Here is a 26,510-nt window from a genome sequence, read left to right on the forward strand (position 1 = left end):
TTTGTTAAACGAGGATGCCAAGTTGCGAATGACCGTCGACGATGTCGACGACGTGGACGATCCCGCTACGGGCGAACGATCGTCCAGCGCCGCACTTCAACCGTCCGTCGACACCGTCACGGCCTCCCACGCGCGGATTTCCGCGTCCAGCGCCGCCAGCTTGCCGCGTACCAGCCGCAGCGCATCGCTGCCGAGCAGCAGGTGCGCGGGCGGATGGTCCGCCGCGATCGCCGCGAGCATCGCCCGCGCGGCCTTCGCGGGATCGCCCAGCTGCTTGCCGCTCTTCTCTTCGCGCGCCTGGCGGATCGGATCGAACAGCGCGTCGTAATCCGCGATCGAGCGCGGCGTGCGCGCCATCGAGCGGCCAGCCCAGTCGGTGCGGAACGACCCCGGCGCCACGGCCGTCACCGCGATGCCGAACGGCGCCAGCTCCTTGCCGACGGTTTCGGTCACGCCTTCCAGCGCGAACTTGCTGCCGCAGTAGTACGCGATGCCGGGCATCGTGATGTGGCCGCCCATCGACGTGATGTTCAGGATATGGCCACGCCGCCGTTCGCGCATGTAAGGGATGACCGCCTTCATCATCGCGACCGCGCCGAACACGTTCACGTCGAACTGCCGGCGCATCTCCGCGAGCGGCGCCTCTTCCATGATCCCTTCGTGCCCGTAGCCGGCGTTGTTCACCAGGACGTCGACGGGGCCGACGTTCGCCTCGATGTCCGCCACGACGCCGTCGATGCGCTCGAAGTCGGTCACGTCGAGCACCCGCGCGAACGCCTGCGCGGACAGTGCGTCGAAATCCTGCGCCGGCTGCGCGCTTCGCACGGTGCCGACCACCGTGTAACCCGCCGCGAGGGCCTCCTGCGCGAGGGCGCGGCCAAAGCCGCTGCTGACGCCGGTAATGAGCATGAGCTTGCCGGATGCCATGTGAGCTTCTCCCGAATGTCGATTGGAGCATGCATACTAGTCTGACGAACCCCGTCGAATAAGCCCGATTCCGCTTATTTTCTTGCACAAAACTATGAGCGCCGATCCCGTCCCCGCCCGATCCCCGACGCTGCCGCCGCGCGACCGGAAGCGCCTGGTGGCGCTGCTGCGCACGCTGGCGCCCGACGAAGGCTACAACCTGACGGCGCTGCCGAGCGTGCGCATCCTGCGTTCGAACCGCGCGCTGACGCGCACGCCGGTGCTGTACGACCCGGGCATCGTGATCGTGTGCCAGGGCTGCAAGCGCGGCTACTTCGGCGGCGAGCGCTATCTGTACGACGAACATCACTATCTGGCGGTGTCCGTCCCCGTGCCGTTCAGCATGGAAACCGACGCCACGCCCGAGCGCCCGCTGCTCGCGCTGTACCTGCACCTCGATTTCACATTGGCCGCCGAACTCGCGGCGCAGATCGACCGCGAAGGGACGGCGGAGCCCGTGCAGGCGCCCAGGAGCATGATGTCGACGCCGATGGACGCGACGATGCATGCGTCGGTGCTGCGTTTCGTCGAGGCGATGCACCGGCCGCTCGACGCCGCGGTGCTCGGCCCGGCCCTGCTGCGGGAGCTGTATTTCCGCGTGCTCACCGGCGCGCAGGGCAGCGCGTTGCGCAGCGCGCTGGCGATGCGCGGGCAGTTCGGCCGGATCGGCCGGTCACTGCGCGTGATCCATGCCGATTACGCGCAACCGCTCGACGTGCCGCAACTGGCCGACGCAGCCGGCATGAGCGTGCCGAGCTTTCACAGTCACTTCAAGGCGATCACGCAGGTGTCGCCGATGCAGTACCTGAAGTCGACGCGGCTGCATCAGGCGCGCCTGCTGATGGTGCGCGAAGACCTGACGGCGGAGGCGGCCGGCTACGCGGTCGGCTATGCGAGCCCGTCGCAGTTCAGCCGCGAATTCAAGCGCCTGTTCGGCCTGACGCCGGCGAAGGAAACGCAGCGCATGCGCGACAGCTTCGCGATTCCGGAAGCCTTCGAGGATGCTGTGTTCGTGTCGTCGCATTGACGTGCGTCGGCATGCGACCGTCAACGCATGCCGTCATCGCATGGCATCGCGCACCAGACCGGCGAGCGACCTCAGGATGAGCGCCGTCACGCCCCAGATGTCCTGCGTCTGCTCCGCCCAGTACCATGCGCCCGTGCGCTCGCCGTCCGTGTATTGCCGCAGCAGCTCCGGATTCAGCAGCACGGCGAACGGAAACTCGAAGATCTCCGCGACTTCCGCGGGCGCCGCCTCCCATATCGCCGTGTCCGGCACGATGCCGACCACGGGAAAGATCGCGTGATTGCGTTTTCTGGTTTTGTGGATCGGCAAGCTGCCGGCCACGCGGACCACATCAGGCGCGAGGCGGATTTCCTCGAATGCCTCGCGCAAGGCGGTCGCGCCGATATCGCGGTCGGACTCGGCCGGGCGTCCGCCCGGAAAACTCACATGCGACGAGTATTCGCTGAGGTCCGACGCGCGTCGGGTCAACAGGATCGTCGGCTCGCGCCGCGCGACGATCGCGACCAGCACCGCCGAGAATTTCCACTGGCCCTCGTTGTCCGCGAGGAGTTGCTTCGCGGTCGGCCAATCGGTGCCGGCAGGGATGCCGTGGCCTTCGACGCCACGGACGATCGCGTCCAGGAGCGTTTGCGGCGAGCCGGCATTCGGTTGGTCGCCGCCGGTATCCGGAGCGCTTCCGTCAGATCCCATGTCTTTCCCCTGCACGCTCGAACCTGCACGTTGCGGATAGTCGAATGATCGAACCGAATCTCCATCGGCAAACCGGAGATACCCGATCATGCATGAAAAACGGACAACCCGGATGCCGCCCTTTCATCGCATCTTGCGGGCACAATGACGCACCGCATCGCGACGCGATGTCGCCGCCGCTCTGCCGCAAGCCGGCGACAAACGTGCCCCCTCGGTCCGTCGACTGCCGCACCCACACGAGATTCAAATGCCTTCCTACGCCTTCCGCCTGCTGAACGTATTCGCCGAATCGACTTTCGGCGGCAACCCGCTTTGCGTATTCGACGATGCGCGCGGCATGGACGACGCGACCATGCGGGCGCTCGCGGTGCAGTTCAACCTGTCCGAAACGACCTTCGTGCTGCCGTCCGAGCGCGCCCATGCGCGGGTTCGCATTTTCACGCCGGGCCATGAGATGGCCTTTGCCGGCCATCCGACGCTCGGCACCGCGCATGTCGTGCGCGACCTGCAGGGTGCGGGCCACGCGCTCGCGCTCGAGTTCAAGGCAGGCGTGGTCGACGTGAGCGCGCATGACGACGTGTGGACGTTCACCGCGCCGCACGCAGGCATGCCGAAGACGGCGCCGTGCGAATTGTCGGACGCCCGGACGGCGACCTTGCTGGGGCTCACGGAAGACGATCTGCTCGCGCCGCCGATCTGGGTCGACACCGGCGCCGACCAGTTGCTGGTCGCGCTCAAGGATCCCGCCGCCGTGCGCCGCGCGCAGCCCGACAGCGCCTGCCTCGATATCTGGCCGACCAGCAGCCTCGGCCGCAAGACCGCCTACGTATTCGCGTTCGATGCCGAGCGTCCGGGGACGGTGGTGTCGCGCTACTTCTTCGTGAAGCAAGGCAGCGTCTCGGAAGACCCGGGCACCGGGTCGGCCTGCGCAAACCTGGGCGGGTGGCTGCTTGCGATGCAGCGTGACCTGCCGGCCGCGTTTCAGGTCGAACAGGGTGACGCTATCGGCCGGCCTTGCCGATTGCGGCTGTCGGTCAGTGCGAGCGGCGAGATCGGCGTGGGCGGCCGCGTGATCGAACTCGGGCGCGGCGTGGTCAACCTGTAGCGGAGACGATCCGGGCCGCGCCCCGGCTCATCGCGCCCCCACCCGCCACACCGTCGCTTCGTGCAGCGTCTCGCCGGGCTTGAGTACCGTCGTCGGGAATGCCGGATGATTCGGCGAATCGGGAAAATGCTCGGCCTCCAGCGCGAACGCATCGGTTTGCCGATAGACCGTCCCGCCCTTGCCCGCGACGCTGCCGTTCAATCCGTTGGCCGTATAGAACTGCAGCCCCGGCTGCGTCGTGTACAGCTCGAGAAAACGCCCCGACGCCGGATCATAGGCGCGCGCGGCAAACGCCGGCGCCGGCTGGCCGCCCTGGTCGAGCACCCAGTTCTGGTCGTACCCATGCGCCATGACGAGCTGCGGATAGGCGTCGCGCAAATGCGCACCGATCGGCGTCAACTGGCGCAGATCCATCGGCGTACCCGCGACGCTCGCCAGTTGCCCGGTCGGAATCGACGTCTCGTCGGTCGGCGTGAAGCGCGAGGCGGCGATCTCGATCAGTTGCCGCTCGACGCTGCCGCCGGCGTGCCCGGCCAGATTGAAGTAGCTGTGGTTAGTGAGGTTGACGACCGTGTCCTTGTCGGTCGTCGCGCGATAGTCGATGCGGATCTGGTTGTCACGTGTCAGCGTGTAGGTCACGTCGGTCGTCAATGTGCCGGGAAAGCCGTTCTCGCCGTCGGGGCTCACGTAGCGCAGCGTGACGCTCGAACCGCTCGCGTCGCTGTGCGTACCGGTGACCGTCCATACCTTCGCGTCGAAACTGCCGGGGCCGCCATGCAGCGTGTTCGGCCCGTCGTTGACCGGCAGCGCCCACGTCCGGCCATCGAGCGGGAACCGCCCGCCGGCAATGCGGTTCGCATACCGGCCGATCAGTGCGCCGAAATGGATGTTGCCGTTGTGCGCTTCGTAGTCGTGCAGCGAATCGAAGCCGAGCACGATGTCGGCGACGTGGCCGGCGCGGTCCGGCACGTCGAGCGAGGTCACGATAGCGCCGTACGTGATGACTTTCAGCGTCACGCCGCGCTGGTTCGCCAGCGTGTACTCGCTCACCGGCTGCCCGGCCGCGGTCGTTCCTTCATCCGCGCGGCTGATCGAGACGTCGGGCGCCGCCGATGCGAGGTCTGCGGACAGCGCGAGCGCCCCGACCGCCCAGATCGCGAGCAGCGGGCAGCGCGGCCAGATGCGTTTCATGGCAACCTCCGATACGGTGCAATGCGTGCGCGTGCGCAAGCGGCATGCCTGCTCGCGGCCACGTTTGCTATGCTCCGCGCACCGCCTGCCCGAGCCGACCGCCACCATGAACGCCCTCGATCCCGATATCGCGCGCACGCTGCGCGCGGCCTGCGACGCCTGCTTCGGCACGACGGCCGTGTGGCCGCTCGTCGAACGCGCGTACGGCGAGCCGCAGCGCTTCTACCACACGCTCGCCCATCTGGCGGAACTGTTCGCGCACCTCGCGCCGTATCGCGCGGACCCGCTGTGGCCGGCCATCGAGCTGGCCGTGTGGGCACACGACATCGTCTACGCGACGACACTGCCGGCGTATGCGGACAACGAAGCGCTCAGCGCGCAATGGCTCGCGCAGGTCACGCACGCGCATTGCGACGCAGCGTGGTTGCATGCGCATGCATCGCACGTGTCCGTGGCCCGCGACCTGGTGCTGGCGACGAAGTCGCACCGGCTGCCTGACAGGTTCGCCGTCGATCCGGAATTGCAGCGCGCCGCGCAAATTTTTCTCGACGCCGATCTCGCGATCCTCGCGGCCGCACCCGACCGGCTCCGTGAATACGACCGCGCGATCGCGCGCGAGTGGGCGCAGGATCCCGATGCGCCGTCGGCAGCCTTCCGCGCCGGCCGCAGGCAGGCGCTCGAACATCTGCGCGCGCAGGCCCCGTTGTTTCGATCGGCGGAATTCGCGCCGCTCGAGCAGCACGCGCAACGCAATCTCGACATGCTGATCGGCTTCTATGCATAAGCACGCTGCGCTCAGCGTCTGCTGCGCATTCGAATGGGCGCGCGCCTGGCAGGTTCAATTTCCCCGGGCAACTGCCCACCCGCCATCACGGAAACCTGCCCGGCCCCGCATCACGACGCTCAGGTATGGTCCGCTCGCCAGCGGCGAGGGCTGACGCCGGTCAGGCGCGTGAAGGTCCGCGAGAAGTGGCTCTGATCGGCAAAACCGCACGCGTCGGCAATCATGCTCAACGGCAGGCTCGGATTGCGCATCCACTCCTTCGCCCGTTCGACACGCTGCACGATGAGCCAGCGATGCGGCGGCAGCCCGGTCGTCTGATGAAACGCTTTCACGAAATAGCTGCGAGACAGGCCGCATGCGCTTGCCACGTCGGCCAGCCCGAGGTTGCCGTCGAGATGCTCGAGCAGCAATTCCTTCGCACGGCGCGCCTGCGACGGCGTGAGTTTCCCGTACGTCTTTTCCCGTCGCTCGCTGACGCCGCCATAACGGTGGGCCACGTGCGCCTGAAACGCGAGCCCGACGTGATCGATGAAGATCTGCGACGCCTCGCCCGGCCGCGCGAGCGCGGGCAGCAGCGACTGGCCGAGCGAGTGGATGATCGGGTCGTGCGCGCTCAGATGAGGCGGCAGGTAAAGCCGCGGCCGCTGCCGGCCGCCGAGGTCGTCCACCGTTTCCTCGAGCAGCGGGCGCGGCATGTGGAAATGCAGGCAGTCGAACGCGCCCTTCAGATCGGCTACCCACTCGCGATCGAGATCGTAAACCGTGACCGTGCCCGCGCCGTACGGCACGAACGGCGCGCGGCGGCCGTCGAGCCACAGATCCTGCTCGCCGAACGGGCGCAACTGCAACACGATGAGATCCGAATTCTCCAGTTGATAGGGCGCGGTGAGCCCGCTGTTGCGGCGCGGCGACTTCAGCCGGACGATGCTGACCTGTCCCTTCGGGAGCGCCTGCGCGACGACGGTCTGCCGGACGTCGGCCGGGATGAAATCGGAAGAAGCGTTGTCCGGCTGACGCGCAGTCATGAGTGGAGACAAGCAGGTGAATGACGAGGAGCATCAGTCTAGCAAACCACCATGACGCGTGCGGCCCTCCGCGCGGCACGCGCTGGTATGATGCGCCAGCCTCCTCCACCCGGAACTCGCGATGAAGCTGTCATTCGAAGCGCTCGAAGCACTGGATGCGATCGACCGTACCGGCACGTTCGCCGAAGCCGCGGAACTGCTGCATCGCGTGCCGTCCGCCCTGACCTACCTGGTACAAAAACTCGAGAGCGATCTCGGCGTCATGCTGTTCGACCGCAGCGGACGACGCGCGAAGCTCACGCACGCGGGCCGCATCGTCGTCGAGGAAGGCCGGCGGCTCCTGCATGCGGCCGAACAACTTGAGATGAAGGCGCAGCGCGCGCAGGAAGGCTGGGAAACCGAGGTCCGCATCTGTATCGACGAGATCCTGCCGTTCGATGCGATGTGGCCGTTCGTGCACCGGTTCTATGCGCTCGAGATGGACACGCGGCTGCGGCTGTCGACCGAAGTGCTCGGCGGTGCCTGGGACGCGCTGATCTCGCGCCGCGCGGATCTCGTCGTCGGCGCCGCCGGCGCGCCGCCCGAACTGCCGAACATCATCGCGCGCCCGATCGGCGCGCTGAAACACGTGTTCGCCGTTGCGCCGACCCACCCGCTCGCCGCGCTTCCCGAGCCGCTGTCGATGGCAACGGTCGTCCAGTATCGCGGCGCGGTGATCAGCGATACGTCGCGCGAGTTGCCGCCGCAATCGGTTGCGATCGATGCAGGCCAGCCGACGCTCGCGGTGCCGACGCTCGCGGCCAAGCTCGATGCGCAATGCGAAGGGCTGGCGGTGGGCACGCTGCCGGAATGCATCGCCGCCCGTGCGATCGCCGACGGCAAGCTCGTCGCCCGCCGCGTGACCGGCATGCGCGATACCACGCATTGCTATCTCGCGTGGCGCAGCGACGAGGCCGGCCGTGCACTCCTGTGGTGGGTCGAGCAACTCGATCGCCCCGACCTCGTCGATCGCCTCTTGCAGCTCGCCTGATCGCGTTCGGCGCCAGCGAAGGTCACCCCCCCGCGTCAGACGATCGAGTCGTGCACGCGCTTCATTTCCTTCTCGAGCCACGCGATCAGGCTGAATGACGCGTGCGCCTTCTCGACCGGCGGGATCATCATCCTTTCCTCGGCCGCGATGTGCTCGGTCACCGATTCGCACATCAGCCTGCCGAGCTCCGGCTTCCTGCGGATCAGCGCCGACAGGTCGGCGCTGCGCAGTTGCAGGACGGTCATCGCGGTCACCGCATGCACGGTCGCATGCAGGCGCGTGCCGGCCAGCACGACCGATTGTCCGATCGCGTCTCCAGGCGCCATGCGCCGCACCTCGACGTCGCCCGCCGGGCCCGGCACGAATACGGCCGCGACGCCGGATTCGACGATCGTCAGCACGCGCGTATCCGAATTCGACGCGTAGATCACGTCGCCCTGGCCGAACGAGCGCGAGACCAGCGCATCGGCCAGCGCGGCGAGATCGTCGCCGTCGACGTGCGCGAACAGGTCCACCGCACGCAACAGCAGCAACCGGCGCGATACGTCACGCCGATCGTGCCCATCGCGCCCGTCCGGTGCCGTTGCCGGCGCGGCGCTCGCGAGCGGCCGCCATGCGGTGCCTGCCGCGGCCAGATGCCGGTGCGCGAGATCGTACAGCGCGTTGCGCACGGCCGTCGTCTTCTGCAGCGCGTCGACGTAGCCGAGCAGCTCGTAGCGGATCGCGTTGGTGCCGAACGCCTTCACGACGGCAACCGGCGCGGGGCGCGCGAGCACGTCGAGCGAACTGGCCGCCGCGCGCTCGAGCGCGCCGACCACGACCGCCGGCCGCACCGCGGGATCGACGTCGAGCGTGAGCGTCACGCCGTGCAGGCCGGACGGTTCGCTGAGGTTCACGATGGTGGCGCGGGCCGCGGCGCTGTTCGGCACGACGACCAGGTTGCCGAGGCTGTCGATCAGCTTCGTCGCCCGCCAGTTGCTCTCGACGATCCGCCCTTCGATTTCGCCGATCGACACGGTGTCGTTCAGACGAAACGGCTGCGTGGTGTTCAGCACGAGCCCGGAGAATACGTCGTTCAGCGTGTTCTGCAGCGCGAGACCGAGGATCACCGCCACCGCGCCCGACGTCGCGACGACGCCGCTCAACGGCAGGCCGAGCACGTAGCCCAGCGCGGCGACCACGGCCGCGCCGAACACGACGCCCGCGGCGATGTCGTGAAAGAGCCGCTGGCTGCGCCACGCGGGCGGCAACAGCAGATGATCGAGCAGCAGGCTGAAGACGATCGCGCATTGCAGCCACCACGCGATGCAGATGGCCTGGAGCGCGATGCGGTCGAGGCCGGTGGCCGACGCGGGAACGGCGAGCGGGCTCACGCCGTGCGCGAACAGCACGGCAGTCAGTGCGGCGAAGGCCGCGCAGCGCCACACCGCCCGCGTCGCGCCGCGGCCGCGCCCGAACAGGCGCCACGCGACGAGATCGGCCAGCACGATCGGCGCGCCGTAGAGCGCCGTGTCGGAAAGATTCAGCATATCGAAACGAAACGGAACGGAACGATGGCGACGGCAGCGTGACGGTCGGTCCGTCGCCGCCGCGACGAGAGGCTGGGCGCGCCCGCGGCCGCGCTACGCGCGCCGGCGCACCACGCCCGGCAACGCATAGCGGCCGGCCCCCGCGATCGCGATCGTGCCGAACAGGATCAGCAGCATCCACGCGAACTGCGCATCGCGCAGCGACCAGTCGGGATGGACGAACACCAGCGCGACGAGCGTGATGATCATCACCGGCAACGCGGCCAGCCGCGGCCATACGCCGACGATCATGAAGACCGGGCACACGACTTCCGCGAAGATCGCGAACAGGATCGACAGCGTGCGGCCGAGATGGAACGGATCCTCGATGGCGGCGGCTTCCGACGTGTAGTGAAGGACTTTGGGCAAGCCGTGAACCACGAGCAGCAGCACGCTGGCGGTGACGCGCAGGAACAGCAGGCCGAGGTCGGTCGCGTGGCGGGAAAGGTCGGATTCGGGAAGTTTCATGCGGCGGTTCGTCCGGTTGGGCGGGCACGCGGCGGCGCAGGGGGCGCCGCACGTGTCGCGACGCCCGCTTGGCGGATGGCGTCGCGATATCTCGGCGCGCGCACGGGATCGCCACGCAAGCGTGCCGGGATGGCCGCGCCTTACGCTCGCACTCTACGCATGCCGCGTGCCCGTGTCCTTGAGCCGCGCTGAAACGTTCTGAAGCGCGGCAGGCACCCCGCCCGTCCGCCGTCAGCCGTCGCGCGCCGGCAGCTCCGCCTCGGCCGCATCGAAGCCGAGCGCGTGCACTTCCGACCACGCGTCGTGCACCGCCTGCGTCGATCCGGCCGTATGCGCAAGCGCCGCCGCATACGCGGCGAGCAAGCGCACGCGCGCATCGGCGGCCTCTGCCGTGGTGTCGGCGTCGCGCATCGCATCGAGCGCCACGCGCGCCCGTTCGCGGCATTCGTCGACGAGCGACAGGTCGAACAGGCAAGGCACCGCGACCGCCGCGAGCGCGACGCCGAGCGCCGCATCGCCGTTCGCCGAGAATGCCCAGTCGAGCGCGGCACGCAGGTTGCCGAGCTCACGCCGCACCGCCTCGAGCCGCGTGGAGCCGCCTTGATCGCCGCCCCGCGCGCCACCGCCATGCGCCGCTTGCCGGAACAACTCGAGGAAATAGCCGGCGTGCGCGCGCGCGGCCGCCGCGCCGTCGCCGTGCGCGTCGAGCTGCTGCTGCGCGTACGCGCGCGTGGTCGTCAGCAACCGGTAGCGCGGCGCGCCGTGCGCGGTCTCGAGGATCAGCAGCGATTTCGACACGAGGCCCGCGATCGTATCGAGCAGGTCGGCACCGGCCAGCCCGTTCGGGCCGACCACCGCGCGCACGGCCTCGATCGAGAAACCGTCGCGGAACACGCCGAGCCATCGCAACAGCAGGCGCTCGGCATCGCCCAGCAGCCGGTCGCTCCAGTCGTACATCGCCTGCAATGTCTGATGGCGCGGGAGCGCGGTGCGGAAACCGCCCGTCAGCAGCCGGAAATGATCGTCGAGATGGGCGGCCAGCACGTCGATGCCGAGCACGGCGGCACGCGCCGCGGCCAGTTCGATCGCGAGCGGCAGACCGTCGAGCCGGCGGCAGACCGACGCCATCAGCGACAGGCTGCGCGCATCGAGCGGAAAACGCGGATCGGCCGCGCGGGCGCGCGCGGCGAACAACTGCACGGCGCTCGCGCGCATCGCATCGTGTTCGGCCGCGCCTTCGTCCGGCACGTCGAGCGGCAACACCGGGCACACGCGCTCGCCGTGGATGCGCAGCGATTCCCGGCTCGTCGCGAGCACGCACAGCCCGTCGTCCGCATCGGTCAGCGCGCTCGCGATCCGCGCCGCGGCATCGAGCAGGTGTTCGCAATTGTCGAGCACGAGCAGCATCCGGCGGCGTGCGACCGCGGCGAGCACCGCTTCGAGGGTCAGCGCGCCGGTCGGCTGCGCGATGCCGAACGCGCCCGCGAGCGCATCCGGCACGAAGCGCGGGCACGCGACCGTCGCGAGCGACACGAACACGGTGCCCTCGGGAAAACGCGCGTCCGCGCGCGCGGCCGCTTCGATCGCGATGCGCGTCTTGCCGATGCCGCCCGCGCCGACCAGCGTCACGATGCGGGCGTCCTGCAACGCGGCCAGCACCTCGCCGACCATGCGTTCGCGGCCGAACAGCGCGCCGGGCGCGGCGGACGGCCGCGACATCGCGGGGCGCACGGGCGCGCCGCCGTCGTCATGTTGCTCGGTGACGAGCCGATAGCCGCGGCCCGGCACCGTCACGATCAGGTTCCGGTCGTCGGCCAACGCCTTGCGCAGCGACGCGATGTGCACCTGCAGGTTGTTTTCTTCCACCACGGTGTGCGGCCACACGCGCTGCATGATTTCGTCTTTCGATACCAGTGCGCCGTTCGCCCGAATCAACAGCTCGAGAATCTCGAATGCGCGGCTACCGATGCGCAACAGCTTGCCGTTCGAACGAATTTCACGTCTGTCGAGAAAAACGTGAAGTGTTCCAATTCGGATCATCGCAATTTCTTGATGGTGACATTCAACGGCGCACGGTTTAAACCGCGCGCCGGTTTCGCGTCAATGCTACGGTATTTACGTAGCAGAATGATTCAAATTATCAGAATGAAGCGATCGAATTTTTTGAAATGACGAAAAACGCCGTGACGATGTGCGGCACGCGCGTGGCCATCTGCACTGCAATGCGGCAGGCTCGGCACGGCAGCGCACGATTCATGTGCGAATGGCCGATTCGTTTGTAAATGTGATTTCCATATATCAGACGATATGATTGCCGGTTCTGAAAAATTCGACGTATTTTCCTTTTGATTCGGCCGGTCGATCGAATCAGCGCGGGCTCCGCATGTTGCGCCGGTCGAGCATCGCTCCGCACCGATAGCGGAACGAGTCCCGCTTCGAGCAGCCGTGCAATCGGGCCGGTGCAAACAGCGGCCCTTCGTCGCGGTATCGGCGAACGTGTCGCGGTCACTCCCGTTCCGCGGCTGGCGGCTTCACGATGTATCGCGCCGGTCGCTACCGGCGCAGCGCCGCGCTGCCGGCGTCATGGCCGGGACTGTCGCGCGGCGAACGCGTCGAGCGCCGACGCCAGAATCATCTCGCGGCAGTTCGCCGGCCGTTTCGCGCCGCGCCACTGGGGCTTGTAGATGGCATCGCCGACCCGGATCGGCCCGCCGGTGAGCGCGCACCGCCCGAGCCCGCGCGCCTTCGCGCTGATCCAGCGCTGCTCGTCGTAGCGGCAGTGCGTCGGGTCGCTCCACGACACCAGCATCGACGAATCGGTCTGCCGCTCGGCGGTGACGATCGCGCTGCGGCGGCGTATGTCGCCGCTCGACGGCGTCGGCGCGTCGCCGCGATGGCCGCGGCGCGGGCCGTCCGCCTGTCGCGCGCGCGGCATCGGCATCGATCGGACGCCCGCCAGGGAAGGCGGCCCGAGCGACGTGATCATGTGCTCCCAGCGATTGAAGGCATCCATGGCGGCATATCCAGGCGAGTGACGGGCGGTGCGGGCGGTCGGATCCGTGCGCGCGGCGCGAACGGTGCGCGGATGATCCGATGTCGACGATAGTCGCCGCGCGCTGAAGAGTCCCGGTCGCGCGCTTAATTTTTCTGCAGCCCGGCGAATTTCCGTCCGCGACGCGGCGCGTTCAAGAAAATTCAGCCTGATTTCAGTACGGCGCGCGGCGCGCCGCGATACGCTCCCGACGGCTTTCGTTCGTCCACGCGGCACGAACCGACGTGCGACGACGCAAGCGGACCGGCTGCCGGCGGGATGGCCGCGGCCGGTCGTCACCGATCCACCATCCCGCGCGGCATCGTTGCGCCGCATATTTCAGGAGTCCAGATGCACCCCGAACAGACCGACGCCGTTTCGTCGGCGCGCCGCCGCGACATGCTGCTTGCCGGCGCGACGGCCGTCGCGGCCGCCGCGCTGCCCGCGATCGCGGCCGCGGCCGGCACCCCCGCCCGCAGCGCCGCTTCAGCCCACCCAGGAGCCCATTCGATGAACACGATCACCACCCAGGACGGCACGCAGATCTACTTCAAGGACTGGGGCACCGGCCGCCCGGTCGTGTTCTCGCACGGCTGGCCGCTGTGTGCGGACGCGTGGGACGCGCAGATGCTGTTCCTCGTGCAGCACGGCTATCGCGTGATCGCGCACGACCGCCGTGGCCACGGCCGGTCGAGCCAGCCGTCGCGCGGCAACGACATGAACACGTACGCGGACGATCTGGCCGCCCTGCTCGACGCACTGGACGTGCGCGAAGCCACGCTCGTCGGCCACTCGACGGGCGGTGGCGAAGTGGCGCGCTACATCGGCCGCCACGGCACGAAGCGCGTGTCGAAGGCCGTGCTGATCGGCGCGGTGCCGCCGCAGATGGTGAAGTCGCCGACCAATCCCGGCGGCCTGCCGATGGACGTATTCGACGGCATCCGCAAGAACGTCGCCGAGAACCGTTCGCAGTTCTACAAGGATCTCGCGGTGCCGTTCTTCGGGTTCAACCGCCCGAACGCCAAGCCGTCGCAGGGCACGATCGACGCGTTCTGGTCGCAGGGCATGATGGGCGGCATTCACGGCCAGTATCTGTGCGTGAAGGAGTTTTCCGAAGTCGACTACACGGACGATCTCAAGAAGATCGACGTGCCGACGCTCGTGCTGCACGGCGATGACGACCAGATCGTGCCGATCGACGATTCGGCCCGGCTGTCGTCGAAGATCGTCAAGCACGCGCAGTTGAAGGTGATCGAAGGCGGCTCGCACGGCATGTGCGTCGTGAACGCCGATCGCATCAACGCCGAGCTGCTCGCGTTCCTGCAGGCGTAAGCGCACCGTCTGCCGTCGCGGCGCGCATGCCGCTTCGGCAGGCGTGCCGTTCAGGATTTTTCAGAACAATTCAGCCGCGCCGCGCTCACTGCGCCCGCACCGGCCTCAACAGGAGGCCGATCAGCGCACCGGCGAGCGCGCACACCATCGCCACGCGGAAATTGTCGGCCAGCGCGAGCGTGGTCGCCTGCACGCGCACCGCCCGATCGACGAGCGCGTACGTGGCCTGGTTGCCGGTCGCGACCGTGGCGCCGTGCGTCACCAGCGAGGTTGCACCGGCGCGCAGCCGCTCGAGCGTCTCGGGATCCGACAGCGACACATGCAGACCGACGAGATTCGAATGGGTACCCTCCCTGATCCGCTGAATCACCGCGATCGACGTCGTGCCGAGCTGCCCGCTCAGCAGGCGCGTCGTCTGCACGACCGCGCCGAACGTCAACGCGTGTTCGGCCGTCACGTGCTTGCCGAAGAAGAAGATCACCGACGTCAGCGCCATCGTCTGCCCGAGCGCCTGCAGCAGTTGCGACGGAATGAAGTCGGGTTCGGCCCACGCGGACGTGAGGCGCGCGCCGAGCGCGAAGGCGATCGCCACCGTCACGAAGCCGGCCACGATCAACCGGCGCGGATCGACGCGCTGCAGCAGCAGCGCGACGCACGGCGCGAACAGCAGCTGCGGGATCGCGATCCAGCGCAGCGTATCGCCGATCTGCAACGGCCGCAGCCCGTAGGTGCTGGCGAGGAACAGCGACGGGATGAAGCTCGTATTGAGCACGGTGAAGCGCACGAGGCCGACGAGCACGATCAGCAGCGCGATGTTCGGCCGCGCGAGATAGCCGAGATCGAGGCCCGCGCGCGGCGACGCGAGCTCATGAATCAGGAACGCGGCGACCATCAGGGTGCCGAGCGCGAGCAGCACGACGATCAGCGGCGACTGCAGCCAGAACAGCCGTTCGCCCTGGTCGAGCGCGACGCACAGGCACGCGAAGCCGCCGGCGCCGAGCAGCATCCCGCGCGCATCGAGGCCGGACGCGAAGCGCTTGACCGGCTCGTCCGCCAGCGACAGCAGCAGGCACGCGATGAACGGCACCGTCAGCACCGCGTTCTGCCAGAACAGCCAGCGCCAGCTCAGGTGTTCGCTGTACCAGCCCTCGAGCGTCGCCGACAGGTTCAGCGACATCTCGAGATTCATCGCATACGCGGCGATGCCGAACGCAATGAGACGCGGCGGCAGCGTCCGGACGACGAAGCCGACCGTCAGCGGGACGAACACGCCGGACGCGAGCCCCGCGATCGCCTGGAACACGACGAACGCGCCGAACTGCGTGCAGAGCGGCAGCACGGTTTCGGCGCCGAGAAACACGACGGCGCCCGCGACCAGCACGCGGCGCGTGCCGAACATGAATGCCGCGGCGATCGCCAGCGGCCCGACGAACATCTGCGACGCGGTAAACGCGGTGTTGATCCACGCGCCTTCGTCGAAGCCGACGCCGAGCGCGCCGCGCACGTCGGCGAGCCCGAGCGACGTGATGCGCGAGGTCAGCGTCGCGATGACCGCGCCGAGCAATACGGCCGCGATCGCGGCGATCGAGCGGAACGTCGGTATGTCGGGGGCCGCCGCCGGCGCGGCACGACCGGTCGCAAACGTGGTGTTCATCGTCAGGCGGCTCCCCGCTGTCAAGCTGGCGCAAGCATAACGCGATGCGTCGAACCGCGTCCGTACGATGGAGTTTGCCGACCATGACCTCGTTTTCCGCCGATACGCCGGCCGCTTCGGCGCCGCCGCCCGCCGCGCCCGTTCGCTCGCGCCGGCCCGCCATCGCGGCGATCGCGACGCTCGCGCTGCTGCTCGTCGCATTGCTCGTGTACGAGTTCGACGCGCGCGATCGCGGCACCGACGACGCATACGTGACCGGCCACCTGCACGTGATCTCGCCGCGCGTCGCCGGCACCGTCGAACGCGTGCTCGTCGACGACAACCAGTTCGTGCACGCGGGCGACGCGCTCGTGCAGATCGACCGGCGCGATTTCGACGTGCGGGTCGCCGCGCAGCGCGCACGCGTCGCCCAGGCACATGCCGATGCGAGCCGCGCACACGCGCTGATCGAACAGGCGGACGCGGCGCTCGTGTCCGCACACGCCGATGCGGAAAAGGCCGAACTCGATTACGCGCGTGCACGCGAACTCACCCGCGAGACGCCGCGCGGCCTGTCGAAGCAGGAGTTCGATGCGGCCGATGCCGCGCGCAAGTCGGCCCGCGCGCGCGTCGCGGCGGCCGATGCGCAACGGCGCAGCGCCGTCGCCGCCGCCGAGGCAGCCGATGCCGCGGCGAGCCAGAACGACGCCGAGCTGCACGACGCGCTGCTGCAGCTCGGCTACACGGCGGTCCTCGCGCCGTCGGACGGCTACGTCGGCAAGAAGACCGTCGAGACCGGCGAGCACGTCGCGCCCGGCCAGGCGCTGCTCACGCTGGTCGAGCCGCACCCCTGGATCGTCGCGAATTTCCGCGAGACGCAGCTTCGGCGCGTACGCGCCGGCGATGCCGTGCAATTGCACTTCGATGCGCTGCCGCAGCGTGCGTTCACCGGCCGCATCGACAGCCTGTCGCCCGCGACGGGCGCCCAGTTCGCATTGCTGCCGCCCGACAATGCGACCGGCAATTTCACGAAGGTCACGCAGCGCGTGCCCGTGAAGATCCTGCTCGACGGCCCGGCCGCGACGGAGCCGCGCATCCGGCCCGGGCTGTCGGTCGTCGTCACGCTGCAACCCGGCGGCGAATCGCGATGAAGCGCGCCGCCGTACTCGCCGCCAGCCTGCTCGCCGCGTGCTCGATCGCGCCGCAGCCGCTCGCGCCCGTGCCGGTCGGACACGACGGGTTCCGCCATGCCGATCCGTCGACCAATACGTCGACCAATACGTCGCCCGCTACGCGCACGCCGTCGCTCGCCGCGTGGCCCGCGTGGTTCGGCGATCCGCAACTCGGCACCCTCGTCGACGCCGCGCTCGCGCACAACCTCGATATCCGCGCGGCGGCCGCACGCGTCGACCAGGCGCAGGCGCTGCTCGGCGTGCGCGATGCCGCACTCGCGCCGACCGTGCGCGTCGATCCGTCGTTCAGCCGCACGCGCGTATCCGGTACGGTCGACAACGCGCTGCCGAAGCGCACGATGCACAACTGGTCGGTTCCCATCGCCGCGAGCTACGAAGTCGATCTATGGGGCCGCTTGCGCGGCGATGCCGACATCGGCGAACAGAACGTGCTGCAGGCGGCGGCCGACCGCGATGCGGTGCGTCTGCGGGTGGCGACCGAAGTGGCCGTCGACTACCTGACGCTGCGTTACGTCGACGACGATCTCGAGACGCTCACGCGCGCGATCGGGCTGCGGCGCACCGCGCTCGACGTGATCGCCGCCCGCGTGCGGGCCGGCGCGGCGAGCGATCTCGACGGGCTGCGCGCGTCGGCCGATCTCGATACCGCGCACGCCGATCTCGCGGAGAGCCGCCGGCTGCGCGAGAACCTCGTCGACGCCATCGCGGTGCTGACCGGCGTGTCGCCGACCGCGTTCGACGTCGACGCGCGCCCCGTGCCCGTGCAAGTGCCCGACGTGCCGGCCGGGCTGCCGTCCGCGCTGCTCGCCCAACGCCCGGACGTATTCGCGGCGGCACGGCGCGCCGATGCGGCGTCGCTCGCACTGGGCATCGCGCGCACCGCGTGGCTGCCGACACTGACGCTGACCGCCGACGGTGGCTTCGCCACCCGCGATCTACGCACGTTTCTCGACCGCAACAGCTCGCTGTGGAGTCTCGGCGCGAACGTCGCGCTGACACTGTTCGACGGCGGCAAGCGCGACGCCACGGTGGCCGCCGCGCGTGCCGGCATGGACGCAGCCGACGCGAACTATCGCGCCACCGCGATCGGCGCGCTGCGCGACGTGCAGGACGCGCTCAACGATATCGCCGCGCAGAAGGCGCGGATCGCGCGCTACGACAACGCGGTACGCGCGACGGACGCCGCCGCACGGCTGTCGCTGAGCCGCTATGCGCATGGCTACGTCAGCTATCTCGAAGTCATCGATGCGGATCGCGATGCATTGAATGCGCGGCGCCAGTCGATTCACAGCCGGCAGGCGCTAGCCGTCGCGACGGTGAGTCTCGTGCGCGCGTTGGGCGGCGGCTGGACACCGCCGGAGCGCTCAGGTCGAACCGGGTGGCGCGAAGCATGGCGTGCCGGCGCGTTCAGAACGTTTCAGCCGCCCTTCAGGAAATGAAGCGGGCGCGTCAGTAGACTGACTGCATGAGCGACCGCGCAGGCGAGCCTGCGCACCTTTTCGACCTCCGGAGTGACAACGTGGCCCCTGTTGCCCATCACCGCCGCGCGGCAATGCGCTCGCGGCCGCACCGGCCGACGCACCACGTGCCGCACGTGCGTCGCGCCGCACCACTTCGCCTGGAGCGCGCATGAAGCACAAACGACTCTGGATCGGCGCGGCCGGCATCGCGATCGCGGCCTGCGCCGTCGCGATCGGCATCATGGTGCGGCCGTCGATCGCGCCGATCGATCCGCCCGCCCCTGCTTCGTTCGATCCGCAGCTGGTGCGCGCCGGCGCGCGCGTCGTCGCGCTGGGCGACTGTGTCGTATGTCACACGTCGAAGGACGGCAAGCCGTTCGCCGGCGGCCTGCCGCTCGCGACGCCGTTCGGCACGATCTATGCGACCAACATCACGCCGGATCCGGAAACCGGCATCGGCCGCTGGTCGCGCGACGCGTTCGCCCGTGCGCTGCGCACCGGCATCGGGCGCAACGGCCAGCCGCTGTACCCGGCGTTTCCGTACATTCATTTCACGAAGATGTCGGACGACGACATCGCCGCCGCGTATGCGTACCTGATGACGCGTGAGCCGGTACATGCGACGGCGCCCGCCAACGACCTGATATTTCCGCTGAACTTCCGGCCCCTGGTCGCATTCTGGAACGTGCTGTTCCTGCGCGAAGGCGCGTATCGACCCGACCCTGCGCAGTCCGCGCAATGGAACCGCGGCAGGATGCTCGTCGACGGGCTCGGCCATTGCGCGTCGTGCCATTCGCCGCTGAACGCGATCGGCGGCGAGCAAAGCGGCCGTGCGTTCGACGGCGGCATCGTCGACGGCTGGGAAGCGCCGCCGCTCAATACGCTCGGCCAGGCCGTGCGGCCGTGGACGCAGGCGCAGCTCGTCACGTACCTGCGCACCGGCCGCGCGAGCGAGCACGGCGCGGCGGCCGGGCCGATGTTGCCGGTCACGCGCGATCTCGCGACGGTGCCGGTGGAAGACGTCGAAGCGATCGCCGCGTACCTCCTGTCGATCCAGAAGCCGGCGAACGGGCATGCAACCACGGCCGCCGCACCGGCCGAACGTGCCGCGACGACACCCGCCGCGCAGCGCGGCGCGGTGCTGTTCCAGGCATCGTGCGCGCAGTGCCACGGGCCGGCCGCGCCGATGCAGTCGATCGGCGAGCGGCCGACGCTCGCGTTCAGCACGGCCGTCAACGCCGATACGCCGCGCAATGCGATCCAGATGATGTTCAACGGCATCGGCTGGCACGGCGAGGACACATTGAACTACATGCCGTCGTTCATCGACCAGTACGACGACGCGCAGATCGCCGATCTCGCCGCGTACGTGCGCGCGACCTACACCGGTCGCCCCGCATGGTCCGGCGTCGACGCGATGGCCGCGACGCTCAGAAAAGAGGACACCGCCCGATGATTACCCTCACCGTCAACGGCGTGCGGCACACGCTGGACATCGATCCGTCCACGCCGCTGCTGTACGCGCTGCGCAACGACCTGCACCTGCATGGCGCGAAGTTCGGCTGCGGCCTCGGGCAATGCGGCGCCTGCACGGTGATCGTCGACGGCAAGCCGACGTTCTCGTGCCTGATGCCGGTGGCCGCGGTCGGCGCGCGCAGCGTGCGCACCATCGAGAGCCTCGGCACCGCCGAGCATCCGGGCCCGCTGCAGCGCGCGTTCGTCGAGCATCAGGCCGCGCAGTGCGGCTACTGCATCGCGGGGATGATCATGCGCGCGCAGGCCCTGCTCGAGCGCAACCCGAAGCCGACCGAACAGGAACTGCGTACGCACATGGAGCCGAACCTGTGCCGCTGCGGCACGCATATGCGGATCCTCGCGGCCGTGCGCTCGGTCGCCGGGCTGCCGCCCCCGGAACCCGCCTCCGCCCCCGTTACGATCAGCAAAGGACTGTGATGAATGCCCACGACGATATCGACGAAGGCCGCCGGCATTTCATCGTCTCCGGCGCGCTGTTCGTCGCGTTCACGCTCGCGCCCGCGTCGCGTGCGGCCGCGCAGTTGGTGATCGCCGACGAAGGCGCCGCCGTGCACGTGGCGAAAGCCACGCAGGTGCTCGCCGGCAGCCTGAAGACCAATCCGCTGCTCGACGCGTGGATCAAGATCGCACCGGACGGCAAGGTCACCGTATTCACCGGCAAGGTCGAGCTCGGCACCGGCGTGCGCACCGCGCTGCTGCAAGTGGCTGCCGAGGAGCTCGACATGAAGCCGTCGCTGATCACGTTCCTGACGGCCGACACCGGCGCCTCGCCCGACGAAGGGTTGACCGCCGGCAGCCACACGATGGCCGACAGCGGTTCCGCGCTGCTGAATGCTGCCGCGCAAGTGCGTGCGCTGCTGGTGGAAGGCGCGGCGAAGCGCTTCGGCGTCGACGCGCGCACGCTGACGACCGCCGACGCAGTCATCCAGGCGCCCGACGGCCGCACGATGACCTACGGCGACGCGATCCGCACCGTCGACCTGCATCGCAACGCCGCGCCCACGTCGCCGCTGAAGAGCCCGGCGACGTTCACGGTGATCGGCACGTCGCTGCCGCGCGTCGACATCCCGAACAAGGTAACGGGCGGCGTCAGCTACGTGCAGGACATGCAGTTGCCCGGCATGCTGCATGCCCGTGTCGTGATGCCGCCGGTGTACGAAGCGAAGCTGCTGTCGTTCGACGAAGCGGCGATCCTGAAGCTGCCGGGCGTCGTGCGGATCGTGCGCAACGGCAGCATGCTCGCGGTGGTCGCGCAGGGCGAATGGCAGGCGGTGGTCGCCCAGCGCGCGCTGGCCGCCGCGTGCCGCTGGTCGCCCGGCCGCACGCTGCCCGATCGCGTCACCGTGCACGCCGACCTGAAGCGGATCTCGACGCAGCGCATCGAGATCGCCAACACGCACGCGGCCACCGCGCCGGCCGTGAAAACGCTGAACGCGACGTTCCTGAAGAACTACCTGCTGCACGGCTCGATCGGGCCGTCGTGTGCGGTCGCGCACCTCGATAACGGGACGATGACGGTGTGGACCCATTCGCAAGGCGTCTACCCGCTGCGCGACGCGCTGGCCGAGATGCTGTCGATGCCGAAAGCGGGCGTGCGCTGCATTCATGCCGAAGGGTCCGGCTGCTACGGACACAACGGGGCCGACGACGCCGCCGCGCACGCGGCGCTGATCGCCGCCGCGATGCCGAGCAAGCCGATTCGCGTGCAATGGATGCGCGAACAGGAACACACGTGGGATCACTTCACGCCGGCGATGGTGACGGAGGTCAGCGCATCGCTCGACGCGAGTGGCCATATCGTCGACTGGAACTATGCGTTGTGGAGCAGTTCGCACAACGAGCGGATCGTCAACGCTGGCCGGCTGCTGCCGGCGCGGATGCTGGAGCCGCCGTTCGTACCCGCGCCGTCGACGCCGATGCTGCAACCGGAGGGCGGCGCCGACCGCAACGCGATTCCGCTGTATGCGCTGCCGAACCAGCACATCGTGAACCACTTCTCGCCGACGATGCCGCTGCAGACGTCCGCGATGCGCTCGCTCGGCGCACACACCAACGTGTGGGCGATCGAAAGCTTCATGGACGAACTCGCGCACGCGGCCGGTGTCGATCCGGTCGAATTCCGGCTGCGCCACATGGAAGATCATCGCGCGCTTCAGGTGATCAAGCTCGCCGCGAAGCACTTCGGCTGGCCGCGGCCGCCGCGTGCGCGCAACCGCGGCGTCGGCTTCGCGTTCGGCAAGTACAAGAACCTGATGGCGTACGTCGCGATCGCCGTCGAGGTGTCGGTCGTGCCGGAAACCGGCCAGGTGACGCTCGAGCACGCGGAAGCCGCCGTCGACGCGGGGCAGGTTGTGTCGCCGGACGGGATCCGCAACCAGATCGAGGGCGGCATCGTGCAGGCCGCGAGCTGGACGCTGTACGAGGCGCTGAAGTACGACACCGAACGGATTCGCAGCTTCGACTGGAGCAGCTACCCGATCCTGCGCTTCTCGGCCGCACCGCAAAGCGTGAAGGTCCACCTGATCAATCGCCCGGGCGCGCCGTTCCTCGGTGCGGCCGAGGCGTCGATGGGGCCGACCGCCGGCGCACTGGCCAACGCGATCTTCGACGCGACCGGCCGGCGCATGCGCGAAATGCCGTTCGCCGGCGACGCGCTGAGACGACGCATCGACGCATAGCAATTCGGTCGCGCCCGCTACGCGCGGCCGACACACCCGACAAGACGGACGGCGCCGGCATGCAACGGCGCCGCGCCCCGACAGAACTGGAGCCCTCCCGACGATGGATACCTTGCTTTCGATGCGCGTGTTCACGCGCATCGTCGAAACCGGCAGCTTCACGCGCGCATCCGACACGACCGGCCTCACGACGCCGCGCGTGTCCGCGCTGCTCAGCGCGCTCGAACAGCACCTCGGCTGCCGGCTGCTGAACCGCACGACGCGCCGTATCTCGCTGACCGAGGACGGCCAGGCTTACTACGAACGTTCCGTCGCGGTGCTGCGCGAAATCGACGACATGGAGGCGTCGGTCTCGCAGGCGCGCAACGTGCCGCGCGGCCGGTTGAAGGTGAACCTGCCGCCGGCGATGGCCAAGCAGGTCGTGGTGCCCGCGCTGCCCGCGTTCCTCGACGCCCATCCGGGCATCATGATCGAGCTCGGCGTGACCGACCGGCAGATCGATCTCGTCGGCGAAGGCGTCGACTGCGTGGTGCGCATCGGCGCGCTCGACGACTCGGGAATGATCGCGCGGCGCATCGGCAGCCTGACCACCTGCACGTGCGCGTCGCCCGCGTACCTGGCACGGTGCGGCGAGCCGGAGACCGTCGACGATCTCGCGCAGCACGTGGCGGTCAGCCACATCTCGGCCGATACCGGGCGCCCCCGCGTGTGGGACTACGTCGTCGACGGCGAGCCGCGCGTCGTGCAGATGTGCGGCACGGTCGCCGTCAACGATGCGGACAACTACATCGAGTGCGGCATCGCGGGCATCGGCCTGATCAAGACGTCGCTGTACCTCGTCGAGCCCTATCTGAAATCGGGACGGCTGCGCGAGGTGCTGACGGATTTCAACGCGCCGGCCCGGCCGATCTCCGTGCTGTATCCGCCCAATCGCCACGTGCCCGTCAAGCTCAAGGTGTTCGTCGACTGGCTCGCGGGCCTGTTCGAGCAGATTCCGACGCTGCAGGGCAAGCGCGGCTGACCGGACGCGGCGCGTCGCGGCACGCGTCGTCGCGCTCCCCTTGCGATACCTGGCTCGCGCGGCCGATTCCCGCGCGGCGCAACGGCGCCGTCACGCGTCGTTCCAGCGCGCCCCCAGCACGCGCCCGCAGAAATTCGGCCGCTGGAAATCCGGATCCGCACGTTCGAGCACGTCGGCGCTCCACGTGCCGAACGTCGACTGCGGCCGATGCTCGACGCCGCGCGCGACCGCGGCCAGGAAGGTTTCGCGAAATCCGCTGCCGCGCGGGTACGCCGCGAGCAGCGCGGTGCGCTCGTCGGCGGTGTAGCTGTCGAAATCGGTGGCCATCAGATCCGTCGACACGGCGCGTGCCAGCACGCGGGCGAGCGGCGACGCACGCGCGGCCACACCGGGCGTCGTATGCAGCGCGATCGCGTGCCATACGTCGTCGCGCATGCTGCGCGCGCGCCGATGCCGCACCAGCAGCGCGTGCGCGGCATCGGCGCCGTCGAGCTCGTAGCGTTCAGCCGAGCGGCAGTAAGCGGGGCTCAGCCCCATGTTCGCGTACATCGCGGCGACGTACAGCGCATCGGCATCGCACCCTTCGCCCGCACGCCGCGCGGCGAGCGACGCGAACACGAACACGCGCGCGGCATGATCGGCGAGCGCGGCGGGCAACGATGCGCGCGCCGCGTCGGCCGCCTCGACCGCAAGCGTCGTGCGCGGAATGCTGACGCCGGCCACTTCGTCGGCGGTCGACGGTGCGCGTGTGTGCGCAACGTTCATCGTGTCTCCTTCCTGTCCCGTGCACGGGACGAAAAATCGTTCAAGGCCATGCCGTGCGCCGGTCACGGCGGCGCGCGCACCGGTGCATGCCGGCTAGCACGCGTCGCAGCGGCCGCCGGCCGCGCTGGCCGTCGGATAGCGCGGCCGTGCGAAGCGGCGCCCGGGGCCGCGTGCCCGGCACGCATCGGTACCGGGTTCCGTGCACGCGTCGCCACCCGTCGATGCGCGCGGACCGCCGTGTCCGTTCGCTCCGGGCGCAGGCGTGCCGCCGCCCTCGGCGACCGGCGACCATCCGGGGCTGACGGGCGGCGGCGGCGGCGCGAGCGACGCAAATTCCCGTTCCGCGTGCACGACCTTGCCGTCGACGACCGTCAGCACCGACGACAGTTGCGGGATGCGCGCCATGTCGATCGTGAAATAGTCGTCGCTGAGCACCGCGAAGTCCGCGTAACGGCCGGGCACCAGCGCCCCCTTGCGATGCTCGTCGGCGGAGAACCATGCGCTGCCGACCGTGTAGCGGCGCAGCGCCTCCATCCGGCCGAGCCGGTTGCGCGCCGGATACAGCACGGTGCCGCCGATGCTGCGCCCCGACACCATCCAGTACAGCGCGACGAACGGGTTGTAGCTCCCCGCATCCAGCGCGCCGGAGCCTGCCCCGACCGGCAGCCCGGCCGCGAGCATCGCGCGGATCGGCGGCGCGCGCGTCGCCGCGGCCGCACCGTCGCGCGCGATGAACGCCTCGCCCTGGAACGCCATGCGCGGCTGCACGGTCACGCCGCCGCCCAGCGCCGCCACGCGTGCGATGTTCGCATCCGACATCGTCTCGCACCGGTCGAAACACCAGCGCAGCCCGGCGAACGGCGTATCGCGGTTCACCGCCTCGAACACGTCGAGGAAGCGGCCGATCGACTCGTCGTAGGTCGCATGCAGCCGGAACGGCCAGCGGTGGCGGACCAGCAGCCGGACGACGGCGGCCAGTTCCGCATCGACCGACGCGGGCAGTTCGGTGCGCGGTTCGAGAAAATTCCCCAGATCGACCGCCGAAAACAGCAGCCGCTCGCCCGCGCCGTTCGCGCGCAGGAACGCATCGCCGTCGCCGGGCGAGGTCAGCGCGATCCACTGCGCGAAGTCGTCGATTTCCCGGCCGGCGTGCCGCGCGCCCAGCGCGTACGCGATGCGCGTCGTCAGTTCGCCGCGGCGTGCCAGCGCGATGACCGCCGCGTAATCGTCCGGATACGCCAGGCCGTCGCCGCCGGCGTCGATCACGCTCGTCACGCCGACGCGGTTCAGCGCGCGCATGAACTGCCGCGTGGAGTTGATCCGGTCGGCCGCGCCGAGCACCGGCGCGCGCGCGAGCGCCGCGGCCAGCACGGCCGGATCGGGGCGTGCGAGCAGCAGCCCGGTCGGCCGCCCATGACGGTCGCGCCGCAATTCGCCGCCCGGCGGATCGGGCGTGTCGCGCCCGTAGCCGATCGCGCGCAGCGCGGCCGCATTCAGCCACGCGCTGTCGCCGAGATGCCGGACGAACACCGGCGTATCGGGTGCGATCGCATTCAGCTCGGCCACCGTCGGGCCGCGCTTTTCCGCGAACTGCAGCGCGGTCCAGCCGCCGCCCACGCGCACCCAGTGCGGTGCGGGCGTGCGCACGGCCTGCCGATGCAGCAGGTCGAGCGCGGCGGCGAGCGACGGCACGCCGTCCCAGCGCAGCTCGAGGTTGAAGTGCGTGCCGCCGCGGATGGCCTGCAGGTGCGCGTCGACGAGGCCGGGGATCACCGTGCGGCCGTTCAGGTCGATGCAGGTCGTGTCGCCGTGCGCATGACGCAGCACATCGCGATCGTCGCCGGTCGCGACGATGCGCCCGTCCTTCACCGCCAGTGCGCTGACGAACGAGCGCTGCTCGTCCTGGGTCGCAATCTTGCCGTTGAAGACGACGAGGTCCGCCGCGCGCGCGGGTTCCGTCGCTCTAAGCACCGTCGGGCCTCCCGTGCGCATGCGCACGCCGCGCCG

22 protein-coding genes are annotated in these 26,510 nt (G+C 69.4%); 11 read left to right on the forward strand and 11 right to left on the reverse strand.

The features are described 5' to 3' along the window. Window positions 1-96: 96 nt before the first annotated feature. Entirely contained in the window at window positions 97-927 is an 831-nt protein-coding gene (locus LGM89_RS22580; protein WP_226273928.1) for an oxidoreductase, read from the reverse strand. A gap of 94 nt (window positions 928-1,021) precedes the next feature. On the opposite strand from LGM89_RS22580, the gene LGM89_RS22585 reads away from it, so the two are divergent. Then, entirely contained in the window at window positions 1,022-1,993 is a 972-nt protein-coding gene (locus tag LGM89_RS22585; RefSeq protein WP_226273929.1) for an AraC family transcriptional regulator, read from the forward strand. Between the two features lie 33 nt (window positions 1,994-2,026). Here LGM89_RS22585 and LGM89_RS22590 read toward each other — a convergent pair whose 3' ends face one another. Next, window positions 2,027-2,773 (reverse strand): NUDIX hydrolase, encoded by a 747-nt coding sequence (locus LGM89_RS22590; RefSeq protein ID WP_226273930.1) that lies wholly within the window; start codon window positions 2,771-2,773, stop codon window positions 2,027-2,029. 157 nt (window positions 2,774-2,930) lie between these two features. Here LGM89_RS22590 and LGM89_RS22595 point away from each other — a divergent pair, with 157 nt between their 5' ends. Beyond that, window positions 2,931-3,788, forward strand: coding sequence for a PhzF family phenazine biosynthesis protein (locus tag LGM89_RS22595; protein WP_089498561.1), 858 nt, complete (start codon window positions 2,931-2,933; stop codon window positions 3,786-3,788). A gap of 27 nt (window positions 3,789-3,815) precedes the next feature. Here LGM89_RS22595 and LGM89_RS22600 read toward each other — a convergent pair whose 3' ends face one another. Then, window positions 3,816-4,979, reverse strand: a complete 1,164-nt coding sequence (locus LGM89_RS22600) for an aldose epimerase family protein (protein ID WP_226273931.1) — start codon at window positions 4,977-4,979, stop codon at window positions 3,816-3,818. A 106-nt stretch (window positions 4,980-5,085) separates the two neighbouring features. On the opposite strand from LGM89_RS22600, the gene LGM89_RS22605 reads away from it, so the two are divergent. Then, a complete protein-coding gene (locus LGM89_RS22605) occupies window positions 5,086-5,763 on the forward strand; it encodes a hypothetical protein (protein WP_089498560.1) in 678 nt (225 codons plus the stop codon). Between the two features lie 119 nt (window positions 5,764-5,882). Here LGM89_RS22605 and LGM89_RS22610 read toward each other — a convergent pair whose 3' ends face one another. Beyond that, window positions 5,883-6,788, reverse strand: coding sequence for a helix-turn-helix domain-containing protein (locus LGM89_RS22610; protein WP_226206350.1), 906 nt, complete (start codon window positions 6,786-6,788; stop codon window positions 5,883-5,885). Window positions 6,789-6,909: 121 nt separating this feature from the next. On the opposite strand from LGM89_RS22610, the gene LGM89_RS22615 reads away from it, so the two are divergent. After that, window positions 6,910-7,818, forward strand: coding sequence for a LysR family transcriptional regulator (locus LGM89_RS22615; RefSeq protein ID WP_226273932.1), 909 nt, complete (start codon window positions 6,910-6,912; stop codon window positions 7,816-7,818). Between the two features lie 35 nt (window positions 7,819-7,853). On the opposite strand, the gene LGM89_RS22620 is transcribed toward LGM89_RS22615, so the two are convergent. The 4 genes from LGM89_RS22620 to LGM89_RS22635 all read right to left on the reverse strand — a co-directional run bounded on the left by LGM89_RS22620 (window position 7,854) and on the right by LGM89_RS22635 (window position 12,867). Then, window positions 7,854-9,347, reverse strand: coding sequence for a mechanosensitive ion channel family protein (locus LGM89_RS22620; protein WP_226273933.1), 1,494 nt, complete (start codon window positions 9,345-9,347; stop codon window positions 7,854-7,856). A 93-nt stretch (window positions 9,348-9,440) separates the two neighbouring features. Next, window positions 9,441-9,854 carry a DoxX family protein gene (locus LGM89_RS22625; RefSeq protein ID WP_226273934.1) on the reverse strand — a complete coding sequence of 138 codons (414 nt, stop codon included), beginning with the start codon at window positions 9,852-9,854 and terminating at the stop codon, window positions 9,441-9,443. Window positions 9,855-10,085: 231 nt separating this feature from the next. Next, window positions 10,086-11,894 (reverse strand): winged helix-turn-helix domain-containing protein, encoded by a 1,809-nt coding sequence (locus LGM89_RS22630; RefSeq protein WP_226273935.1) that lies wholly within the window; start codon window positions 11,892-11,894, stop codon window positions 10,086-10,088. A gap of 541 nt (window positions 11,895-12,435) precedes the next feature. Further along, on the reverse strand, window positions 12,436-12,867 hold the full coding sequence (locus LGM89_RS22635; protein WP_089498555.1) for a DUF3331 domain-containing protein: 432 nt from the start codon (window positions 12,865-12,867) through the stop codon (window positions 12,436-12,438). 369 nt (window positions 12,868-13,236) lie between these two features. Here LGM89_RS22635 and LGM89_RS22640 point away from each other — a divergent pair, with 369 nt between their 5' ends. Next, complete coding sequence (locus tag LGM89_RS22640) at window positions 13,237-14,217, forward strand: alpha/beta fold hydrolase (RefSeq protein WP_089498554.1); 981 nt, start codon at window positions 13,237-13,239, stop codon at window positions 14,215-14,217. A gap of 85 nt (window positions 14,218-14,302) precedes the next feature. On the opposite strand, the gene LGM89_RS22645 is transcribed toward LGM89_RS22640, so the two are convergent. Then, window positions 14,303-15,871 carry an MFS transporter gene (locus tag LGM89_RS22645; protein WP_226273936.1) on the reverse strand — a complete coding sequence of 523 codons (1,569 nt, stop codon included), beginning with the start codon at window positions 15,869-15,871 and terminating at the stop codon, window positions 14,303-14,305. Between the two features lie 83 nt (window positions 15,872-15,954). On the opposite strand from LGM89_RS22645, the gene LGM89_RS22650 reads away from it, so the two are divergent. From LGM89_RS22650 to LGM89_RS22675, 6 genes are all read left to right on the forward strand, one after another. Then, window positions 15,955-17,001: an HlyD family secretion protein gene (locus LGM89_RS22650; protein ID WP_226273937.1), complete on the forward strand. Its 1,047-nt coding sequence runs from the start codon at window positions 15,955-15,957 to the stop codon at window positions 16,999-17,001. After that, window positions 16,998-18,482: an efflux transporter outer membrane subunit gene (locus LGM89_RS22655; RefSeq protein WP_226273938.1), complete on the forward strand. Its 1,485-nt coding sequence runs from the start codon at window positions 16,998-17,000 to the stop codon at window positions 18,480-18,482. Before LGM89_RS22650 ends, LGM89_RS22655 begins: the two co-directional genes overlap by 4 nt. Window positions 18,483-18,672: 190 nt before the next feature. Beyond that, entirely contained in the window at window positions 18,673-19,959 is a 1,287-nt protein-coding gene (locus tag LGM89_RS22660; protein WP_226273939.1) for a c-type cytochrome, read from the forward strand. Continuing rightward, window positions 19,956-20,456, forward strand: a complete 501-nt coding sequence (locus tag LGM89_RS22665) for a (2Fe-2S)-binding protein (RefSeq protein ID WP_039362674.1) — start codon at window positions 19,956-19,958, stop codon at window positions 20,454-20,456. The genes LGM89_RS22660 and LGM89_RS22665 overlap by 4 nt, the downstream gene beginning before the upstream one ends. Continuing rightward, the gene (locus LGM89_RS22670; protein WP_226273940.1) at window positions 20,456-22,717 is read left to right on the forward strand and encodes a xanthine dehydrogenase family protein molybdopterin-binding subunit; all 2,262 of its coding nucleotides are present in this window, start codon (window positions 20,456-20,458) and stop codon (window positions 22,715-22,717) included. Before LGM89_RS22665 ends, LGM89_RS22670 begins: the two co-directional genes overlap by 1 nt. Before the next feature lie 103 nt (window positions 22,718-22,820). Beyond that, window positions 22,821-23,738 carry a LysR family transcriptional regulator gene (locus tag LGM89_RS22675; RefSeq protein WP_089444081.1) on the forward strand — a complete coding sequence of 306 codons (918 nt, stop codon included), beginning with the start codon at window positions 22,821-22,823 and terminating at the stop codon, window positions 23,736-23,738. Between the two features lie 90 nt (window positions 23,739-23,828). Here the strand turns inward: LGM89_RS22675 and LGM89_RS22680 are convergent, their stop codons facing one another. Together LGM89_RS22680 and LGM89_RS22685 are read right to left on the reverse strand one after the other, a co-directional pair. Next, entirely contained in the window at window positions 23,829-24,503 is a 675-nt protein-coding gene (locus LGM89_RS22680; RefSeq protein ID WP_089498549.1) for a phosphohydrolase, read from the reverse strand. Window positions 24,504-24,596: 93 nt separating this feature from the next. Then, window positions 24,597-26,474: an amidohydrolase gene (locus LGM89_RS22685; protein WP_226273941.1), complete on the reverse strand. Its 1,878-nt coding sequence runs from the start codon at window positions 26,472-26,474 to the stop codon at window positions 24,597-24,599. Between the last annotated feature and the right edge of the window lie 36 nt (window positions 26,475-26,510).

The organism is Burkholderia sp. AU31624 (genome assembly GCF_020420065.1).
Taxonomy (GTDB): Bacteria; Pseudomonadota; Gammaproteobacteria; order Burkholderiales; family Burkholderiaceae; genus Burkholderia.

Excerpts from the sequence above, each read along its gene's own strand:
- LGM89_RS22580 (WP_226273928.1), bottom strand. The coding sequence starts at position 927 with ATGGCATCCGGCAAGCTCATGCTCATTACCGGCGTCAGCAGCGGCTTT.
- LGM89_RS22585 (WP_226273929.1), top strand. The coding sequence starts at position 1,022 with ATGAGCGCCGATCCCGTCCCCGCCCGATCCCCGACGCTGCCGCCGCGC.
- LGM89_RS22590 (WP_226273930.1), bottom strand. The coding sequence starts at position 2,773 with ATGATCGGGTATCTCCGGTTTGCCGATGGAGATTCGGTTCGATCATTC.
- LGM89_RS22595 (WP_089498561.1), top strand. The coding sequence starts at position 2,931 with ATGCCTTCCTACGCCTTCCGCCTGCTGAACGTATTCGCCGAATCGACT.
- LGM89_RS22600 (WP_226273931.1), bottom strand. The coding sequence starts at position 4,979 with ATGAAACGCATCTGGCCGCGCTGCCCGCTGCTCGCGATCTGGGCGGTC.
- LGM89_RS22605 (WP_089498560.1), top strand. The coding sequence starts at position 5,086 with ATGAACGCCCTCGATCCCGATATCGCGCGCACGCTGCGCGCGGCCTGC.
- LGM89_RS22610 (WP_226206350.1), bottom strand. The coding sequence starts at position 6,788 with ATGACTGCGCGTCAGCCGGACAACGCTTCTTCCGATTTCATCCCGGCC.
- LGM89_RS22615 (WP_226273932.1), top strand. The coding sequence starts at position 6,910 with ATGAAGCTGTCATTCGAAGCGCTCGAAGCACTGGATGCGATCGACCGT.
- LGM89_RS22620 (WP_226273933.1), bottom strand. The coding sequence starts at position 9,347 with ATGCTGAATCTTTCCGACACGGCGCTCTACGGCGCGCCGATCGTGCTG.
- LGM89_RS22625 (WP_226273934.1), bottom strand. The coding sequence starts at position 9,854 with ATGAAACTTCCCGAATCCGACCTTTCCCGCCACGCGACCGACCTCGGC.
- LGM89_RS22630 (WP_226273935.1), bottom strand. The coding sequence starts at position 11,894 with ATGATCCGAATTGGAACACTTCACGTTTTTCTCGACAGACGTGAAATT.
- LGM89_RS22635 (WP_089498555.1), bottom strand. The coding sequence starts at position 12,867 with ATGGATGCCTTCAATCGCTGGGAGCACATGATCACGTCGCTCGGGCCG.
- LGM89_RS22640 (WP_089498554.1), top strand. The coding sequence starts at position 13,237 with ATGCACCCCGAACAGACCGACGCCGTTTCGTCGGCGCGCCGCCGCGAC.
- LGM89_RS22645 (WP_226273936.1), bottom strand. The coding sequence starts at position 15,871 with ATGAACACCACGTTTGCGACCGGTCGTGCCGCGCCGGCGGCGGCCCCC.
- LGM89_RS22650 (WP_226273937.1), top strand. The coding sequence starts at position 15,955 with ATGACCTCGTTTTCCGCCGATACGCCGGCCGCTTCGGCGCCGCCGCCC.
- LGM89_RS22655 (WP_226273938.1), top strand. The coding sequence starts at position 16,998 with ATGAAGCGCGCCGCCGTACTCGCCGCCAGCCTGCTCGCCGCGTGCTCG.
- LGM89_RS22660 (WP_226273939.1), top strand. The coding sequence starts at position 18,673 with ATGAAGCACAAACGACTCTGGATCGGCGCGGCCGGCATCGCGATCGCG.
- LGM89_RS22665 (WP_039362674.1), top strand. The coding sequence starts at position 19,956 with ATGATTACCCTCACCGTCAACGGCGTGCGGCACACGCTGGACATCGAT.
- LGM89_RS22670 (WP_226273940.1), top strand. The coding sequence starts at position 20,456 with ATGAATGCCCACGACGATATCGACGAAGGCCGCCGGCATTTCATCGTC.
- LGM89_RS22675 (WP_089444081.1), top strand. The coding sequence starts at position 22,821 with ATGGATACCTTGCTTTCGATGCGCGTGTTCACGCGCATCGTCGAAACC.
- LGM89_RS22680 (WP_089498549.1), bottom strand. The coding sequence starts at position 24,503 with ATGAACGTTGCGCACACACGCGCACCGTCGACCGCCGACGAAGTGGCC.